At 44.9% G+C, this 17,502-nt stretch carries 18 protein-coding genes; 7 read left to right on the forward strand and 11 right to left on the reverse strand.

Translation table 11 applies throughout. From position 1 onward, the window contains the following. Positions 1 to 144: 144 nt before the first annotated feature. A complete protein-coding gene (locus tag VV1_RS21985) occupies positions 145 to 1,386 on the forward strand; it encodes an MDR family MFS transporter (RefSeq protein ID WP_011082337.1) in 1,242 nt (413 codons plus the stop codon). 176 nt (positions 1,387 to 1,562) lie between these two features. Next, a complete protein-coding gene (locus VV1_RS21990) occupies positions 1,563 to 2,900 on the forward strand; it encodes an IS4-like element ISVvu3 family transposase (RefSeq protein ID WP_011080785.1) in 1,338 nt (445 codons plus the stop codon). Between the two features lie 50 nt (positions 2,901 to 2,950). Here VV1_RS21990 and VV1_RS21995 read toward each other — a convergent pair whose 3' ends face one another. Next, entirely contained in the window at positions 2,951 to 3,298 is a 348-nt protein-coding gene (locus VV1_RS21995) for a hypothetical protein (protein WP_011082338.1), read from the reverse strand. A gap of 6 nt (positions 3,299 to 3,304) precedes the next feature. Continuing rightward, the gene (locus tag VV1_RS22000) at positions 3,305 to 5,329 is read right to left on the reverse strand and encodes a S8 family serine peptidase (protein WP_011082339.1); all 2,025 of its coding nucleotides are present in this window, start codon (positions 5,327 to 5,329) and stop codon (positions 3,305 to 3,307) included. 440 nt (positions 5,330 to 5,769) lie between these two features. Here VV1_RS22000 and VV1_RS22005 point away from each other — a divergent pair, with 440 nt between their 5' ends. The 3 genes from VV1_RS22005 to tdh all read left to right on the forward strand — a co-directional run bounded on the left by VV1_RS22005 (position 5,770) and on the right by tdh (position 9,574). After that, positions 5,770 to 7,023, forward strand: a complete 1,254-nt coding sequence (locus VV1_RS22005) for an SGNH/GDSL hydrolase family protein (protein ID WP_011082340.1) — start codon at positions 5,770 to 5,772, stop codon at positions 7,021 to 7,023. A 274-nt stretch (positions 7,024 to 7,297) separates the two neighbouring features. After that, positions 7,298 to 8,491, forward strand: coding sequence for a glycine C-acetyltransferase (locus tag VV1_RS22010; protein WP_011082341.1), 1,194 nt, complete (start codon positions 7,298 to 7,300; stop codon positions 8,489 to 8,491). 51 nt (positions 8,492 to 8,542) lie between these two features. Then, entirely contained in the window at positions 8,543 to 9,574 is a 1,032-nt protein-coding gene (tdh, locus tag VV1_RS22015) for an L-threonine 3-dehydrogenase (RefSeq protein WP_011082342.1), read from the forward strand. Positions 9,575 to 9,645: 71 nt separating this feature from the next. Here tdh and VV1_RS22020 read toward each other — a convergent pair whose 3' ends face one another. The 5 genes from VV1_RS22020 to VV1_RS22040 all read right to left on the reverse strand — a co-directional run bounded on the left by VV1_RS22020 (position 9,646) and on the right by VV1_RS22040 (position 12,885). Next, entirely contained in the window at positions 9,646 to 10,101 is a 456-nt protein-coding gene (locus VV1_RS22020) for a hypothetical protein (RefSeq protein ID WP_224635347.1), read from the reverse strand. 67 nt (positions 10,102 to 10,168) lie between these two features. Beyond that, on the reverse strand, positions 10,169 to 10,654 hold the full coding sequence (locus VV1_RS22025) for a hypothetical protein (protein WP_103186040.1): 486 nt from the start codon (positions 10,652 to 10,654) through the stop codon (positions 10,169 to 10,171). A gap of 316 nt (positions 10,655 to 10,970) precedes the next feature. Then, positions 10,971 to 11,480: an opioid growth factor receptor-related protein gene (locus tag VV1_RS22030; RefSeq protein WP_011082345.1), complete on the reverse strand. Its 510-nt coding sequence runs from the start codon at positions 11,478 to 11,480 to the stop codon at positions 10,971 to 10,973. 76 nt (positions 11,481 to 11,556) lie between these two features. Next, entirely contained in the window at positions 11,557 to 11,820 is a 264-nt protein-coding gene (locus tag VV1_RS22035) for a hypothetical protein (protein WP_011082346.1), read from the reverse strand. Between the two features lie 237 nt (positions 11,821 to 12,057). Then, a complete protein-coding gene (locus VV1_RS22040; RefSeq protein WP_225454766.1) occupies positions 12,058 to 12,885 on the reverse strand; it encodes a formylglycine-generating enzyme family protein in 828 nt (275 codons plus the stop codon). Between the two features lie 215 nt (positions 12,886 to 13,100). Here VV1_RS22040 and VV1_RS22045 point away from each other — a divergent pair, with 215 nt between their 5' ends. Together VV1_RS22045 and VV1_RS22050 are read left to right on the forward strand one after the other, a co-directional pair. Then, on the forward strand, positions 13,101 to 13,385 hold the full coding sequence (locus VV1_RS22045; RefSeq protein ID WP_011082348.1) for a type II toxin-antitoxin system TacA family antitoxin: 285 nt from the start codon (positions 13,101 to 13,103) through the stop codon (positions 13,383 to 13,385). Continuing rightward, the gene (locus VV1_RS22050) at positions 13,382 to 13,660 is read left to right on the forward strand and encodes a type II toxin-antitoxin system RelE/ParE family toxin (RefSeq protein ID WP_011082349.1); all 279 of its coding nucleotides are present in this window, start codon (positions 13,382 to 13,384) and stop codon (positions 13,658 to 13,660) included. The genes VV1_RS22045 and VV1_RS22050 overlap by 4 nt, the downstream gene beginning before the upstream one ends. Positions 13,661 to 13,809: 149 nt before the next feature. Here the strand turns inward: VV1_RS22050 and VV1_RS24785 are convergent, their stop codons facing one another. From VV1_RS24785 to VV1_RS22065, 4 genes are all read right to left on the reverse strand, one after another. Continuing rightward, complete coding sequence (locus tag VV1_RS24785; protein ID WP_133295540.1) at positions 13,810 to 14,091, reverse strand: C40 family peptidase; 282 nt, start codon at positions 14,089 to 14,091, stop codon at positions 13,810 to 13,812. 4 nt (positions 14,092 to 14,095) lie between these two features. Continuing rightward, positions 14,096 to 14,353, reverse strand: coding sequence for a C40 family peptidase (locus VV1_RS22055; RefSeq protein WP_011082350.1), 258 nt, complete (start codon positions 14,351 to 14,353; stop codon positions 14,096 to 14,098). A 9-nt stretch (positions 14,354 to 14,362) separates the two neighbouring features. Then, positions 14,363 to 14,863, reverse strand: a complete 501-nt coding sequence (locus VV1_RS22060) for a hypothetical protein (protein ID WP_038939959.1) — start codon at positions 14,861 to 14,863, stop codon at positions 14,363 to 14,365. 286 nt (positions 14,864 to 15,149) lie between these two features. Continuing rightward, positions 15,150 to 16,796 (reverse strand): P-loop ATPase, Sll1717 family, encoded by a 1,647-nt coding sequence (locus VV1_RS22065; protein ID WP_011082352.1) that lies wholly within the window; start codon positions 16,794 to 16,796, stop codon positions 15,150 to 15,152. Positions 16,797 to 17,502 lie beyond the last annotated feature (706 nt).

Here is a 17,502-nt window from a genome sequence, read left to right on the forward strand (position 1 = left end):
GCTCTCTATACTGGCCAAATTGTGATCAGCAACCGATTGCGAAAGGGCGCGCTTTCAACGCTTGCGATGGGGACTGTGATGGGCAGGTTGACACAAACTTGAAAAAGAAAAAAAACAGAAAAACGGACGAGAGAGGCTAGGCGTATGGAGAGAGAAAGTTTATTTCAAAGAGAGAGAATAAGGCGTTTTAATTTTTCCATCTGGACGGTGCTCAGTGGGACTTTGTTGGCGCGCACCAGTTACTTTATGGCGTGGCCATTTTTAATTGTTTTCCTATACCAAGATTACAACGCCAGTGCGGCGCAAATCGGTGGCATGCTGGCTGGCTCGGCGATTGTTGGCGCGGTGACAGGACTCTATTCGGGCTATTTGTCCGATAAGTTTGGCCGCAAGTGGGTGATGGTGATCGGCAGTTTGGTGGCGTCTGCGGCGTACACTGGCATTGCCTTAGCGGATCAATTGTGGCACTTCTACTTTCTGATGCTGGTGACGGGCCTAATGCGGCCGATGATCGAAGCACCCGCCAAAGCGGTGATTGGCGATAATCTTGCCAACGTGAAAGACCGCGAACTGGCGCTGAACATTCGTTACTTTTTACTCAACCTAGGTGGTGCGATTGGCCCGCTGTTGGGGGTGACGATTGGTTTGAGCTCACCACAACATCTTTTCTACATCACAGGTGTGACGTATTTGGTTTACACCGTGTGGCTGTTTTTTGGCATTGAACGCAAACAGACCTTTACCAAGCCCGATCCCTCTTTGTTGCCTAACTTCCGTGCCACGATGAAGGTCATCAGTCGCGATGCCATCTTTGTTAAATTGATGATTGCCAACTTCTTGATGATGTTTGTCTATGCCCAGTTGGAATCGTCTATCCCGCAGGTTATCGTACGTTCGGACATTACCGATGCGGCAACGCTGGTGGCCGGATTGGTGCTGGTGAACACGTTGACCATCATCATTTTCCAGTTTCCGATGTTGAAATGGCTAGAGCACGTGCCGCTCTTTTTGCGTACGCGCATTGGCATGATGTTGATGGCGTTGGCACAAATCGGATTTATGCTCACACCCGCGGATTTACCTTGGGGTTGGGCTCTGGCTTGTTTTGTGATGAGCTTAGGCGAAGTGATTGCCTTCCCAACCTTGAATGTGCAGATTGACCGCTTGGCACCGGCGCATTTGCGCGGCTCCTATTTTGGCGCATCAGCGCTTTATTCGTTGGGTTTTGCGGTGTCCCCATTGGTTGGCGGTATGGTGATCGATTCGCTGAACTCAAACTGGTTATTTGGGCTCTGTTTCGCTCTATGCCTAATGATGATTTGGCTCTACTGGCTTGCTGAAAACAGCCAAGATAATGTGGAAAGAGAACAAGCCATCGCGCAGTGACCCTCCATGGTGGGCACAAATATGACAGGCGCAATAAATGGCCGCGAACCATAAGCAGTGGCCAACAATAGACGAAACGCCCCAACATGCTGGCAATGTAGATCAGATAAGGATCGGTTGACCGATCCTTCTGATGAGAGACAATCGGAAACCTGTTTATAGGTTTCCGATTTTTTATGTCTATCCAAAACTATTTTGCTGACTTTCTTGAAGAGAGTCCTGTTGATGTCGCTCAGCTCACCACCTTCTCCGAGCATATTCCTGATGAGTGGGTTGCTAAAGCGGCAACACTTTCCGATAAAGCGACAATTCGTCGACGTCGTTTACCTAGTGATATGGTTCTTTGGCTTATTGTTGGAATGGCGTTTTTCCGCAATGAGTCTATTGCAGAAGTCGCACGGCGAATGAATGTCTGTGCCGAGGGCTTAGCCGATGAGGAACTGCTAGCTAAAAGTGCTTTAACGCAAGCAAGGCAACGCCTTGGTAAAGCTGCTCCAGAATGGTTGTTTAGACAATGCAGTCACACATGGGGTCTAGAGCGTTACCCCGAGGATACTTGGCAAGGCTTACAAGTCTTCGCTATTGATGGGGCTCTTTTTCGAACCGCTGATACATCAGAACTAAGAGAACATTTTGGGTCAGGTAATACATCCAGCGAGAGGCAGACACCTCATCCAGTACTCAGGGTGGTGACCATGATGAATGTTCGCTCACATGTCATTGTAGACGCAGCTATAAGCCCCTATCGTCGTGGTGAAATACCGCTTGCAATGCCCTTTATTGACTCTCTACCTGATAACTCATTGACTTTACTAGATAAGGGGTTTTATGGCGCAGACTTACTTCTTTCTCTCCAAAATAGTGGCTCCAACAGGCATTGGTTGTTACCAGCGAAGAAAGGGGTGAAATTCAGACTTCTGGACGATGAAGAGAGCGACGACATGTTGGTAGAAATGAAAGTCTCTCCACAGGCTCGCAAGAAAAATCCTAACCTACCTGAAAAATGGCAAGTCAGAGCCGTTACTTATCAAGTACAAGGTAAGCACAAAACAGTGTTTACGTCTTTGCCTAGGGAAGAGTACGATGCGGAATCAGTAGCCGAGCTTTACCATGAGAGATGGGAAATTGAGTTAGGGTACAGAGACATAAAAAGTTCGATGCAGCACAACGCGTTAGTGCTGAGGAGTAAGACGGTCGAGCTTGTCTATCAAGAGTTATGGGGGCTGTTGCTTGGTTATAACTTGGTAAGACGAGAAGCCAGTCAAGCGGCCGTAGCACATGGTCGAATGGCCAATGAAATCAGTTTTAAATACGCTTGTCAGTTCATCGCTAGTCAACTGAAAGTAATGAGCAAAGCGGTATCTCCAGGTAATACACCGAAGCGTCTAAAAAGTCTGCGCGGAGACTTATCCATCCTTTTTATAGACAAACGCCCTAAGCCAAATCGGCCTAGGGCGGTAAAAATATCAAAGACCCGATATCCTGTTAATCGCAAAGCAGCTCCTCTTAAGTGAACTACATTGCCAACATGCTGGGGCGTTTTTGTTTGGCTCAATGAGCTCGATTACTGGGTATACAACTGCCTAACAGGCTCTTGTTCGGTGTAGTCTATCCATTCGCTTTGAGCCAGTTGATCCATTTGCTCTTGACTACCGGACACCACCAACACACGTTGTTTGACCAAGGCATCCACCACTTCGATCTTGAGCGAGCGAAGAAGCTCACGGACCTCGCTCTCTTTGCCTGCCTGATACTTAACAAAGTACCTTGGCGGTTGTTGAGTGGAGAACGCTTCGTTTTGACCATCGACAGGAAACCCCTTGTTATTGGCGAAGGAATACCCTGCGGCAATGGAGAGGGCGAGAATCGTTGTCGTCATCGCGGTCGTTTTTGCGGTGAACTTCTTCATCATGACTCCTTACTGGAAGGTTAATGTCCAGCTATTAATCGTCCCTGTGTCTCTTCTGGCACTGTCTACTGCTTTTAGTTCCCAAACACCTTGAGATTCAAAACCGCTGAAATCCACTTGGTAGCTTTGACGAATATCATTCGCTGAACCGCCAGAGTTGTTGTGCAGCACCACTTCTCCACCAGTTGGTGAGGTGAGTGTGACCTTAAGATCGCCAATGTAAGTGTGGCTGATATCCAAATCGATGCTAACCACACCAGCATCGCCAGAGCGCGCTACATCCAAAACGCTGATGACACCCGCACGCGAATTGTCAGGGATCGACACCACATTGCTGTTGGTGTATGTATCTCCATCTGTACCTACTGGGCCATTACAGCCGGCATCTAGGTACGCTTTGGCTGCATCTGCATTGATCAAGCCATAGCCTGTGCGGTTGTCACGTCCTGCGACATCGATATCGGTTGCCGTTGCAGTTAACGCCTTACGCACTTGCTGCGCAGTACAAGTTGGGTGGAAGCTCCAAACCAAGCCCGCAACGCCGGTCACGTGTGGCGTCGCCATTGACGTGCCATTGTAGTACTCGTAATCGCGGCCTGTGGTGGTGGAAACCGTCACCGCTTGACCAACCACGTTCGCCAGCTCCAGACCCAATGTGCGATCAACCGTCATCGAGACCATGCGGTAGCTGTCGTTGTTATCGAGCACAAATGGATTCTGCAAGCCCGGCAATGCTGAATTACTGTAGACAATCGCCGCGCTGGCCCCTGCATCGTGACACGCTTTCACTGCGTTGATTTCTGGACGAGCGGAAGCGGTTTGATTGTCGATACGCTCAGTCAAACAGATTTTGCCACTCATATCGCCACACACATATTGGCCGGAAGAGATGTCACAAGAGGCGAGCGCTGCGGTAACATTGCCTGCCACGGGGGCTGGCACATAATTGCTGCCGCTAACAATGAGGCGATTATGTGGCACCACACCACGGTCAAAGTAGCTGCTGCCATTGAGTGAAATATCGGAAAGCACCCCTTCACCCACGGTGACAGTTGAAAGAATCGCCACACCTGGCGCAGCAATTTCTACTTGGTTAGTGGCTTGAGAAAACGCCGCGTGGTCGTTGTTGCTGTCCACCGCCGCAACGGACATGACAGAATCGTAAGAAGCCGGGTAGCTGTGAGCGGTATTGCCCGAGTTACCTGCCGCAGCAATCAATAATACGCCTTGATCGTAAATCGTCTTCAGGGCATTTTCTTCCGTGCGGCTAGATTGGCTACCACCAAGGCTCATGTTCACAACATTCGCGCCGTTGTCAGCACAAGTTTGAATCGCCTTCACCAAGCTCGAAGAGTATCCCCAGCCTGATTCGTTAAACACCTTCACAATGTGCAGATTGACGTTTTGATTCGGCATAATGCCTTTCACGCCTTCATTGTTGGCAATCGCTGCGATGGTGCCAGCAACGTGGGTGCCGTGGGCGTTGTTGTTACCCGGATCGCTCCATGATCCTGTGCCACTGTCGTTGCTGCCATTGACGCGGTTACCGCTTAAGTCATTGTGGCTTAAATCGTAGCCTGAATCGATGATACAAACGGTGCGATTGCCAGCGTCACTGTCCATCAACAATTGGGCGTTGACCGCGCCATAACCCCAAGGCGTCGTTTCACTGAGTAAATAGCGTGGTGGATCCACTTCGACATATTCCACATCCGTGTGGCTTCTCAGTTCACTGAGTTCTGAGTTGTCGATTTCAACGCTATAAATGGCTTGATTGCCAAGCCTTTCGACTTTTCGTGCTTTGACTTTATCCAACACCGCTTCACGAACCATGTTTGGCGCAAAGAAGCGGTTATGAGTCATTGCTGAGCGAGCGTTACTGCCTTCCTTAAATTTCACAATGTATTTGGTGGGAAGATCACTTTCGTCGAAGGCCATCGGCGGAACTGCGTGCGCCGATGTGGACGTCATGATGGCTGCAGCAAGGGCAGTGAGGGATAAAATCCCGGAAGCTTTTGTTGTTGTGTAATGCATTTGCTCTATTCCTTTTGAGCTGGTTATTTATGCGTAAATGCGCAATGAAAAGTCACTTTGTGTGTTTTCAATTGCGTTACTTAGCTATAACGCTTGGTTATAAAATGCCAAAAAAATCGCATCATATAGAACAGATAATGAACAGGTTGTCACCGATTAAACAGAACGAGTGAACATGATTTGTTCGGTCAAAATGCTTATAAAGCAAAAACTTAATTACAAGAAAGTGAATGTTAAATTATTGTGAGTGAGTAATTATTCTAAATTTATAAATTATGGCGCTATAAATCCCATGAATGCTTTTTGACTTTGGTACCAGTTTTGTAAAATTGAATACTTAGTTAGTTGACTTGGTAGAGTTTGTACTCAAAATGAGAAGGTTCCCAGTGAGAAATTCTCTCAACTGGTGATTAATAATCAAAACATAAGAAGATAGTTCTATGAAGAAGATAACTATTCTGTTGGGTGCTCTGTTGCCCTTCACATCTGCAGTGGCGGATGAGCCAGCTCTCTCTCCTGAAGCGATCACTTCAGCACAGGTGTTCAGTACGCAAAGCAAAGAAACGTATACTTATGTACGTTGTTGGTATCGAACGGGCAACTCTCATGACGAATCGGCGACCGATTGGGAATGGGCTGAAAATCCGGACGGTAGCTACTTTACCATCGACGGTTACTGGTGGAGCTCGGTTCGCCTGAAAAACATGTTCTACACCAACACATCACAAAACGTGATTAAGCAACGTTGTGAAGAGACGCTAGGCGTCACGCACGATGCCGCAGACATTACTTATTTTGCTGCGGACAACCGTTGGTCATACAACCACACCATTTGGACCAATGATCCGGTGATGCAAGCCGATCAAATCAACAAGATTGTCGCATTCGGTGACAGCCTCTCTGATACCGGCAACATCTTCAACGCGGCGCAGTGGCGCTTCCCGAACCCAGATACCTGGTTCCTTGGCCATTTCTCTAACGGTTTTGTTTGGACGGAATACATCGCGCAGGCGAAGAAACTGCCTCTCTATAACTGGGCAGTGGGTGGCGCGGCCGGTTCCAACCAATACGTGGCGCTAACTGGCGTGAAAGATCAGGTTCTTTCTTACCTCACGTACGCCAAAATGGCGAAAAACTACAAGCCAGAAAACACCTTGTTCACACTGGAGTTTGGCTTGAACGACTTCATGAACTACAACCGCGAAGTGGTGGATGTGAAAGCCGATTTCAGCACCGCGCTGATCAAACTCACTGACGCAGGGGCGAAGAACATCATGCTGATGACCTTGCCTGATGCAACCAAAGCGCCACAGTTCAAATACTCCACTCAAGCGGAAATAGAGAAAGTGCGCGCGAAGATCGTCGAGTTCAACGAGTTCATCAAAGCACAAGCGGCCTTCTACATCATTCAGGGTTACAACATCACCCTTTACGATACACATGGCCTGTTTGAACAACTGACGCAAAACCCACAGCAACATGGTTTTGTAAACGCCAGCGACGCTTGTTTGAACATCAATCGTGCCTCTTCTGCGGACTACCTATACAGCCACAGCTTGACCAACGATTGTGCCACTCACAGCTCAGACAAATACGTATTCTGGGGCGTGACGCATCCCACCACGGCAGTGCACAAATACATCGCCGAGAAAATGCTCGCACCAGGGGCAGGCATGCAACGCTTTAATTTTTAGGTCAACAGAACCTAATACCTCTTAGCGTTAACAATGAAAACGGAAGCCAAGTGCTTCCGTTTTCTATTTAGGATGGAATGGAGGAGGGGGGACAAATTTCATTTGTGCCTGAAATTCACTAATGCTTTTCCAAATACTGGGATAATCGTTTTCTCTGCCATGGATTACACTTGAAAGTAATAACGCGCATTCGCCTGTGACCCTTGTCACATAAAGGCTGCCCTATAATCAGCCGACCTCAAGGTTGGCCAATCAAACTGGAAGGAAATTCTCCATGTCGTCTGCATTTTACCAGCAAATTCGCGATCAACTTGAAGATGTGAAAGCGGAAGGTCTCTACAAATCTGAACGTATTATTACTTCTCACCAGCAAGCAGCCGTTAAGATTGCCAGTGGCGAAGAAGTGTTGAACTTCTGTGCCAACAACTACCTAGGTTTGGCGAACCACCCTGCGCTGATTGAAGCGGCAAAAGAGGGCATGGACGGCCACGGTTTTGGTATGGCGTCTGTGCGCTTTATCTGTGGTACACAAGACATCCATAAAGAGCTAGAGCAAAAGCTTTCTCAATTCCTAGGTAAAGAAGACACCATCCTTTACACCTCTTGTTTCGATGCCAACGCGGGCCTATTTGAAACCTTGCTGGACAAAGAAGACGCGATCATCTCTGACGCACTAAACCACGCTTCTATCATCGACGGTGTGCGCCTATGTAAAGCAATGCGTTTCCGCTACTCAAACAACAACATGGCCGAGCTAGAAGAGCAATTGATCGCAGCGGATGCCGCTGGCGCTCGCCACAAATTGATCGTCACTGACGGCGTGTTCTCAATGGATGGTGTGGTTGCGAACCTACCAGCAATTTGTGACCTTGCGGACAAATACAACGCGCTTGTGATGGTGGATGACTCTCACGCCGTCGGTTTTATGGGCAAAAACGGCGCAGGCACGCACGAGTATCATAACGTGATGGATCGCATCGACATCATCACTGGTACGCTTGGCAAAGCGATGGGTGGCGCATCAGGCGGTTACACATCCGCAAAAGCAGAAGTGATCGACTGGTTACGTCAGCGTTCTCGTCCATACCTATTCTCAAACTCAGTGGCACCTGCCATTGTTGCCGCCTCAATTCGCGTATTGGATTTGCTACAAGAAAGTGGCGATCTACGTGAGCGTCTATGGGAAAACGCAGCGCACTTCCGCACGCGTATGGAAGCGGCTGGCTTCACCATGGGTGGTGCCGATCACGCTATCATTCCAATCATGCTAGGCGATGCCAAAGTGGCCGCAGAGTTTGCTGAGCGTGCCCTTGCAAAAGGCATCTACGTCATTGGTTTCTCTTTCCCTGTGGTACCAAAAGGCCAAGCACGTATTCGTACGCAAATGTCTGCGGCGCACTCACGCGAGCAACTAGACCGCGCGATCGATGCCTTCATCGAAGTGGGCAAAGACATGGGTATCATCTAGGATTCTAGTACCTAGTACCTAGTACCTAGTACCTTTATTTAAGGCTAAATTATGAAAATCAAAGCACTATCAAAGCTAAAGCCAGAAGAAGGCATTTGGATGACCGAAGTGGACAAGCCTGTTCTTGGCCACAACGATCTGCTGATCAAAATTAAGAAAACCGCGATTTGTGGTACCGACGTACACATCTACAACTGGGACGAATGGTCACAAAAAACCATCCCAGTACCTATGGTGGTTGGCCATGAATACGTGGGTGAAGTGGTTGGCATTGGCCAAGAAGTTCGTGGTTTTGAGATCGGTGACCGCGTTTCTGGCGAAGGTCACATCACTTGTGGCCACTGTCGTAACTGCCGTGGTGGCCGCACGCACTTGTGCCGCAACACCATTGGTGTGGGCGTAAACCGCACAGGTTGTTTCTCTGAATACCTTGTGATCCCAGCGTTCAACGCCTTTAAAATCCCTGCAAACATCTCTGATGATCTTGCGTCTATCTTCGACCCGTTTGGCAACGCAGTACACACTGCACTGTCGTTCGATCTGGTTGGTGAAGATGTACTGATCACCGGCGCTGGCCCAATCGGCATTATGGCGGCTGCGGTCGCGAAGCACGTTGGTGCGCGCCACGTCGTGATCACCGATGTGAACGAATACCGTCTAGACCTCGCACGCAAAATGGGTGTGACTCGCGCGGTGAACGTTGCCGAGCAGAAACTTGACGATGTGATGGCAGAGCTAGGCATGACAGAAGGCTTCGATGTGGGCCTGGAAATGTCGGGCAACCCATCAGCATTCAACTCAATGCTGAAAACCATGAACCACGGTGGCCGCATTGCACTGCTTGGCATTCCACCATCAGACATGGGCATCGATTGGAACCAAGTGATCTTCAAAGGCTTGGTGATCAAAGGTATCTATGGCCGTGAAATGTTTGAAACTTGGTACAAGATGGCAAGCTTGATTCAATCTGGCCTTGACCTAACACCAATTATCACTCACCACTTCAAAGTGGATGATTTCCAGCAAGGCTTCGACATCATGCGCAGCGGCATGTCAGGCAAAGTGATCCTTGATTGGGAATAATCGGCCCTAGCCAAAAATAACGAAAGCGCTCCGAAAGGGGCGCTTTTTGTATTTCATAAAGGCGAAAACCATCAGTTGACGTCGCAGAAAGCAAAATGCGATTGATGCTTGTCCACTTGTGACGCACTGTTTTTGGCTGCCTGAACGAAGGAGATGGCAGCGCTAAATTGTGCACCTACTCCTGGCCAGTAATATTCATCATTGTCAGAACACAGGGTAATGATGACGGGAGTGGTATCTAAAGTCACATCCTCATCTTGTTCAACATAGAGCGTATATCGAATCCGTTTATGTTGTTTGCCGCGAAGTGTCTCAATAACTTCAGCTTCATAAACAAACTGGGTTATAGAGCCAGTATCAGATTCGTTGATAACGTCGACATTAGTGTGTCTAACAACCGCTGAATAAGGTGTGTTGACAATGGCTTCTATTAAAAATGGTGCTTGTGTCTCGAACACTTCGCTATCTGTGTCACTTTTAGCTGAAGTGCTACTCGCCATCAAAACAACCAATATAAGAAGGTTCATATTACTTTTCATATGGTTATATAGAGTCTTGTGCTTAAGCAATGAGTTAAATCTAAGTTTTTAAGCATCAATGCTGACCGCCGATACCTATGTATAAGTTGATGGTTTCATCTAATATGGCATTTTCGTAACGTTCCTTTGTTCCTTGCACCTCTAAAGTATCAAATTTAGCTTCAATCATTCCGTCGAGTTCATTGCTGTTTTTGAACCATGTTGGGAAGAAATCGGTATTAATGACCAAATTATGCTTGTTCTTTATTTCGTTGATTATTGTATTGGTTCTCGATTTGACCTTATTGAACGATAAAGAACTTGAAGAATAGTGGATGTCGTAGTTGTTCATCAGACAATATTGATTCTCGAAGATCAGTTGGTCGCCATCTGAAAAAATGTAGTAGTACCTCAATATGTTTTCACCACTTTCTGTATCTATACCTTCAAAAACGTAGGAGACCGAAGAGCTTTCAACCAAAGGCATGATTGGTGATTTATCACAAGAGTATGAATAAAAGGAAAATGTTGATAAAAATATTGTGATTAAAAAGTGCCGCATGTTTATTTCTGACAAGCTAGTAGGTTTAGGGACATTTTTAAACAAGGATTGCGTATTTCAATAGTGATAGGAGTATTTCTGCCGTTCATTAGGCAGATATCAAATTACTAGAAAGGATTAACTTCATTTTTATAAGTTATCCCTGTCCGAATTGGATCTTTAACGGTGTTGATTGCACATTGTTCAATGTCACGCGATTTCGAGCTAACCAGATAGTGAGTCAGCGTTTATGGGGCTCACTCACTTACCTCTGGCTTGCAACTCTAAGTCGCTAGGGTATACAAGCCAACTTGATCAGATGCTTACTTCTTGCTTTCTATTTTTCTCTCTCTTCTAGAGCATAGCACCAATACTGCTGCGTTTTCTCCGAGACACTGCCCACTTGCTTGGTGGCAGAGAGGAGGAAATCACACAGGTTGCGTGCAATGCGCTCATTACCCAATAGATACAAGCTGCGAATTGCTCGCGTTAATCGTAGTTGGTTGTGGTCGTGGTGTTTAAGCCAGACATGATTAGTAGGGGTGAGCGGCAGTAACGATGAGATTTCATCGCCATTTCTCACCATGCCCCAAAATTCGAGCATAAGATCGAGAGCCTTCAAATGTGCGGTGCGAAGGGCTAAAGAGTTGGCAAATTGCTCTCTGTCTTGCGCTGTTACAAGAGGAGCGTGTTGATTGAACTTGGTTCCCTCGTCAATCGGAAACAGCACTTGTATGTATTTGTGGTCGTGCTCCAACCAAAAGTGGTTGTAAGCCAGCAACTGTTCTATGTTGCGACCGAACTTGTCTGGCGCTTCGCCAGAGATGAAACGAGCAATCTCACTCATTGTAAATCCTGTAAAACTCTGTAGTGGGGGAATGTGTTTTGAGTGAAGCCTTCACAACGCCACAGTGAAGCGGTGGTTAACGTTTTTCACACTCTTTTTTATCTTTGAATAAGTTTGTAAGTGCCGTTGCTTCCGTCCGCTCAAGATCTTGGTATGCGTCAAAAGCATCGCCATTTTTGTAGCCTAATAAGCATAAACCGCCTTGAATGATCAAGGTAAAAAGCGACACAACAAGCACCAAAAACGGGATCACACCAAACATATCAATCGAAATCAAAATGGAAGACAAGACGATAGCAATGGCAGAAATCACGACTTTAACTTTGCTAGTAAAAACCATAACGCACTCTAATATTGGGAATTTTAGCCATTTTATAAGTTCTCAGTTGCGCATAGTGATTGCTTGGTCACATGAAAGCGACAGAGACCACGCCGCAGGGCGGGTATGTAGTGATGTGGGGGGCCGATTTGAGTTCTAAGCCCAACGCATGTGGGGATGCGTTGGGGATTCTTAAATGCTTTGTTAACTGAGCGCGTCACTATTCACGCTCACGAATGGCAAGAGCGCATGATCATATTATTTTTCTTCAACAAGTCGAAAACCTACATATGGCTCTCGAATATCAATATGCCTTGCCCAGTAGGTATGAGGAACTAAATCTTGTCCCGGTAAAAACCACCCTCCGCCGACAAACAAGTAAACTGCACATTCTTGACTTCCTTTTTCTCGTTTAGGTAAACATTGCTCTACCCACTCTCCTACATTTCCTAGCATGTCAAAAACGCCAAACCGATTTGGAGGAAAAGAGCCTACTTGTGCGGTTTGTTTATTACTCCAAGCTGTGCCACAGTTATTGCAGTTAGCGTTGCTGGCCTTAGGTGGGTTTCCCCAATCATAACTCTCCGACATACCTGCTCTCGCAACATACTCCCACTCAGCACGCGTAGGTAAGCGGTATTTTTTACCAAACTTGGCATTAGCCCAGTCTATATAACCTTGCACATCAGAATAACTTACATTGATAACGGGACGAGTTCCTCTACCCCAACCCATATCATCAGGGTATTGACAGACTTCCCCTTCTACACATGGCGCTTTTATAGGACGATTTTTATATGCCCAGTCAGATTTAGGCTTTTGACAGCCTCCATCAGAAACACAGGCGTCCCATTGTTCCATTGTGACTTCAAATTTACCGATGCGAAAAGAAGGAACTGCAATATTGCGTAATATAAACTCTGGTTCGCTGCAAATTCTCGCATCATCAGGACATGTATAAAGATCAACGTTACCCTTTGGAACATCTATCATTTCTAAAATAGTAAGTTGACTCTCTGCATACACTTTCAAAGAGATACAGCTGATACTTACAATCCAAAAAAACAGACTAACAACTCTTACCACATTACCCTCTCTTAAATAACGACCAATTGCCAGTTAACACCGCGTTAAGGTGTGGGTGGCGCCACCACGAAACCTAACCAGACCACCGCAAATACAAAACCCAACGATGGAATGAAAAATGCCACGCGTTGGGAATCACTTTTAAATTGTTTGTTAGTTGCCCATCTCAAAGCCTAGTGCTAACATTTGTACACACACCAACAAAGGAATACATCATGGACACTAGAATTCAATTTCGTGTTGATGAAGAAACAAAACGCCTAGCTCAACAAATGGCTGAGAGCCAAGGTCGCACTCTTAGTGACGCATGCCGTGAACTTACTGAGCAACTCGCTGAACAACAAAGAAAAACATTGTCTCACGATGCATGGCTAACTGAACAAGTAAATCTAGCATTTGAGAAGTTTGACTCAGGAAAATCCGTTTTCATTGAGCACCAAACTGCTAAATCTCGAATGGAAGAGCGCAAAGCCAGAATCCGTAATCGAGGTAAGCAATGATTTTATGGGAAGAAGAGTCACTTAATGATCGTGAAAAGATCTTCGAGTTTCTCTATGACTTCAACCCTGATGTGCCAGAAAAAACTGACAACCTCATTGAAGCAAAAGTAGAAAACTTGCTTGAACAACCTTTAATGGGTGTACAACGAGATAGCATCCTCGGTCGATTACTCATTATTCCTGAGATTTCGATGGTTATCTCTTACTGGGTCGAGGGCGATATCATCCGAGTTATGCGTGTCCTCCACCAGAAACAAAAATTCCCTACGGATTGATTGCTTCCTCTGGGGAATTAACGCCCTGTTAAGGGGTGAGCAACGCAATACCTAAGCCGCCGCATACCACCTTAAACACTAAAACCAACGCATAGTAAAAATGCCACGCATTGCGAATCACTCTTAAACAGTTTGTTAGAATATTGCCTTTAGGGAGCATTCATACCTGACACTTTAAGATGGCCTACATATATGAGCTTGGAGTTATTTGCTAGATCTTTCGGTGTTGTTTGGCTTGAAAACCACTCCAATGGTACTCCTGCCTTTTTATAAGAAAATGCTACTAGCTCAGAACAATAAAAGTCGCTCTCTGGTGAAATTAGGTTAGCCATTGTTGGTAGCATTCCAAGTGCTGCTCTACCAGCACCACTCGAACCAATAGCACCTGAAAGATCGTATTGTTTACCAAGTTGTTTTCTGGCATAGGTCATAATCTTATTTTTGAGCTTCAGATAGGCCAGGGTATCTATATACGACTGTATAAAGATCGCCTTTCATAACATCGACTAATTTGACTTTGACTACTTCGGGATCAATAGCTTCAATAATATGCTCACCACCCACATAAAGTCGAGCATGACTGTAATTTGAAATTGTTGCCAATTTTACGACCTTTGAAACTGCTTCATTTGTTGTCGATAGAATGACATCACCTTTTTGGAGTTGCCCAAGTGTGATAACTTTAGTTGACATTTTATTCCCTTACTTAGATGTATACGAGATCCATGTAGCATTGACATTATCCAACGAGACATTAGACCTAATATCAATTGTGGTAAATTTTAGGCCCATTAAATCTATGTCGCTTTCAGGAAAGAACAATATACCCGTAGATTGTCCCTTTGGCCGAAATTGGTATTTTTTTCCCTCATTAGAGGTAGCTACTATTTCGATTTCAATTTCAAAATTTGGCCATTTAGACGATACAAATACATCCCTATCATACGCTGAATCTGATGCAATCATTTCTGTTGAAAAAGTTAAATTCTCTGGTTCACTTCCGTCAAAAATCAACCTTATCATTTGATTTCGATTCAAAGCAGTAACATCAACATTAAATTTTGACCACCCCACAGATTTAATTTTCTTTGCGCTAAACATGTCTACAATGTGCGGATTGCGGAAAAACTGTGAAAATAGATGATTGTCACACCCTAGAAGAATAAATGGGAAACAGATAAAAATAATTAATTTAAACCTCACGCCAACTCCAAAAATTACGATTTAATAGCAGTTATTTTTATATGGTCAGTGAGTTTTTCAATATAAAAGCATACTTTTTCAACAAATCTCGACTAACGTCAAAAAATCATCAGCGAGAATTTTTAGTTTTATAAGCAACGAATGTTAGTGAAATATTCTAACGCCGCATTAAGGTGTGAGCAACGCTACCACGAAACCTAACCATACCACCATAAACACAAAACCCAACGATGGAACGAAAAATGCCAAGCGTTGGGAATCACTCTTAAACAGATTGTTATGTCACTTAGTTTACAAAAACTACTTTGTCTTCAGTTTCAATATCTAGGGCTCTATATAACATCTTGTGTACCTTTAAATGACTAGACCTCTTAACTTCACCCTTACTAACACTAGACTGATCTATGTAAGACCATAGGAATGTATCCAAAGAACTGACCTTAACACCAACAGCGCCAACACGATATAAACACTGAAGTAACGCATATAGCACATCAGATTCTTTTACAGCCTTACCTTCGAAGTAAGAATGTACGATTTTCACGCAAGGATCAGTGTTTTTTGTATCACTCAACGACATGACAACATCATTTAAACGTTCTTGGTTTATAGAAGAACGAGAAAATGTTGCAGGTAACCCTCTGAGTAGCTCAGCAGTCTCTTCAAAAGATGGATACATTTCACCCCATTCTTCTTTTAAGGACTTTAAACGTTTCTCTGAATAGTTGGCTTCAGCAGCTATTAGCGCCCTCCAAGATACACGGTCTCGTTCTGAAGCAATATTAAAGGTTTCATTTACAAACTGGAGAACATCCCGTGGTCTTCTGAGCGTACGTTCTAATATGAAGTCCATAGCGGTTTGTCCGCCGCCTTTCTTTGGTTTAGGGAATATATGCTCTAACTTAACTGTGTCTTTGGTATATTGGCTTTTAAAGACCTCGTTTATCCTCAATTCAACCAGTTTAGTTAATTCTTCGTTACTCCACTTGAGTTCAAGCATGTAAGATTCGTATTTTTCTTCTTGAAACCCAGAGTCTCTAGTTTGATCATAAACCAAATCTAATAGGTCTTTTCGTAATGCAGCTATAATTTTAACCGTTTCGATCTTACGGAATGACTTTACTTCTTCGATTAAAGCTCTAATAAATCGACACCTTGTAGAAGTATTGGCCCAATTTTCATCCAACTGGTCAATTACGATATAAAATTTCTTTTGTGTATCATCAAAGGAATACTGTGCGAGCAATTCCAGAACTTCATTTAATTTTTTTATTTGTAAGCCATTAACAACCTGACTTGCTCGTTGCTTAATCTCCGTTCTTTCTTGCTCTGATAGTTTTTCGACACCATCGAGACTTAAAGACACACCCGAATATTTTGCTCCAATTGAAGCTTTAGTATCATTTTCTAGCTTCGACGTGATTTCGCGAAGGTGTTCATCTGTATCTAACCAGAACTTATCCCCCCACTCGTTGAAGTACTCTATAGCTTTTTTCTTTGCCTTATCTCTTCGAAGCCAAGAAAAAATGCCATCAGTAAAACGCTGTCCATCCTGCTCATTTTTAATGTCGTATCTGAGTTTTAGTATTTCTACAACAAGTAGATGACGCCATAGCAGCTTGTAAAATAAATCTAATTTTATATCTAAAGCATCGAAAAACTTGATTATATCCGAGTACTCCAAAAATCGGACTGAAATATCATTAGGGTCTAGCCTCGCACAGTGGTCTGTACTTGTTTCAATTTTATGAATTAAAGCGCTTTTCCCTGAGCCAGTTCTCCCAAGAATAACTGCTGCGGGGTTACTGACGTCCAATAATTCGTCAAGATCTCCCTTATCTACAAAACACTTGTCTAGTAAAGAACTATCTGTTTCAGCATCTAAAGCTCCGACCTTCAAGTTTCGTGTAATTTTTATTCCTGAATCACTCATCTAAGCCTTCCTATGTGCACACTCACTTAAATATACACCGAGACTCATATTCATTCTGTGAGCAAGTTATTGAGTTGAATAAGTGACATAACTGCTGCTAGCAATCACTGTGTTTATCTAACCTTTGTAATTGTGTTTTAGGCGTCACCATGAATGCCAAATTAATGTGCAAATACTGGCATAGCACTCAATAAAGTCATTACTCTTTAAGTGGTTATACTCATGCTTTTATCGCAAGTTAATGATTTGATATATATAGAAAAAACTTATAAAGAACTGAAGGTTTAGACCGTCTTGTAATGAGCGCTGACACTATGGTTTTCTCAACAAACTTCCAGCGCACTCTGCGCAATGGATTCTGCATCACGCTCGTGCCCCGCTATCCAGAATGACGAGCGTAGAGAGCGGTGTTTGGGGGGACTTTAAGCGGCAGTTGTCTGTGAAGAGGCCGATAAACACACAGAGCCTACCATCTGTCATCCCAGCAAGCCTAGGCGCGACTAGGGATCCATTCATCGACGAGCGCTAGAGCGGCGGTTTGCTCACTGAACTTTCAGCGCACTCTGCGGAATGGATTCTGCATCACGCTCGTGCCTCGCTGTCCAGAATGACGAGTTTAAAGAGTGATGTTTGGGAAAGGGCTTTAAGCGGCAGTTGTCTGTGAAGAGGCCGATAAACACACAGAAACCACCGCCTGTCATTCCAG

This window comes from Vibrio vulnificus CMCP6 (assembly GCF_000039765.1).
GTDB lineage: Bacteria > Pseudomonadota > Gammaproteobacteria > Enterobacterales > Vibrionaceae > Vibrio > Vibrio vulnificus_B.

Bases quoted from the DNA above. Each gene is read 5' to 3' on its own strand.
- VV1_RS21985 (WP_011082337.1), top strand. From the start codon at position 145: ATGGAGAGAGAAAGTTTATTTCAAAGAGAGAGAATAAGGCGTTTTAAT.
- VV1_RS21990 (WP_011080785.1), top strand. From the start codon at position 1,563: ATGTCTATCCAAAACTATTTTGCTGACTTTCTTGAAGAGAGTCCTGTT.
- VV1_RS21995 (WP_011082338.1), bottom strand. From the start codon at position 3,298: ATGATGAAGAAGTTCACCGCAAAAACGACCGCGATGACGACAACGATT.
- VV1_RS22000 (WP_011082339.1), bottom strand. From the start codon at position 5,329: ATGCATTACACAACAACAAAAGCTTCCGGGATTTTATCCCTCACTGCC.
- VV1_RS22005 (WP_011082340.1), top strand. From the start codon at position 5,770: ATGAAGAAGATAACTATTCTGTTGGGTGCTCTGTTGCCCTTCACATCT.
- VV1_RS22010 (WP_011082341.1), top strand. From the start codon at position 7,298: ATGTCGTCTGCATTTTACCAGCAAATTCGCGATCAACTTGAAGATGTG.
- tdh (WP_011082342.1), top strand. From the start codon at position 8,543: ATGAAAATCAAAGCACTATCAAAGCTAAAGCCAGAAGAAGGCATTTGG.
- VV1_RS22020 (WP_224635347.1), bottom strand. From the start codon at position 10,101: ATGAACCTTCTTATATTGGTTGTTTTGATGGCGAGTAGCACTTCAGCT.
- VV1_RS22025 (WP_103186040.1), bottom strand. From the start codon at position 10,654: ATGCGGCACTTTTTAATCACAATATTTTTATCAACATTTTCCTTTTAT.
- VV1_RS22030 (WP_011082345.1), bottom strand. From the start codon at position 11,480: ATGAGTGAGATTGCTCGTTTCATCTCTGGCGAAGCGCCAGACAAGTTC.
- VV1_RS22035 (WP_011082346.1), bottom strand. From the start codon at position 11,820: ATGGTTTTTACTAGCAAAGTTAAAGTCGTGATTTCTGCCATTGCTATC.
- VV1_RS22045 (WP_011082348.1), top strand. From the start codon at position 13,101: ATGGACACTAGAATTCAATTTCGTGTTGATGAAGAAACAAAACGCCTA.
- VV1_RS22050 (WP_011082349.1), top strand. From the start codon at position 13,382: ATGATTTTATGGGAAGAAGAGTCACTTAATGATCGTGAAAAGATCTTC.
- VV1_RS24785 (WP_133295540.1), bottom strand. From the start codon at position 14,091: ATGACCTATGCCAGAAAACAACTTGGTAAACAATACGATCTTTCAGGT.
- VV1_RS22055 (WP_011082350.1), bottom strand. From the start codon at position 14,353: ATGTCAACTAAAGTTATCACACTTGGGCAACTCCAAAAAGGTGATGTC.
- VV1_RS22065 (WP_011082352.1), bottom strand. From the start codon at position 16,796: ATGAGTGATTCAGGAATAAAAATTACACGAAACTTGAAGGTCGGAGCT.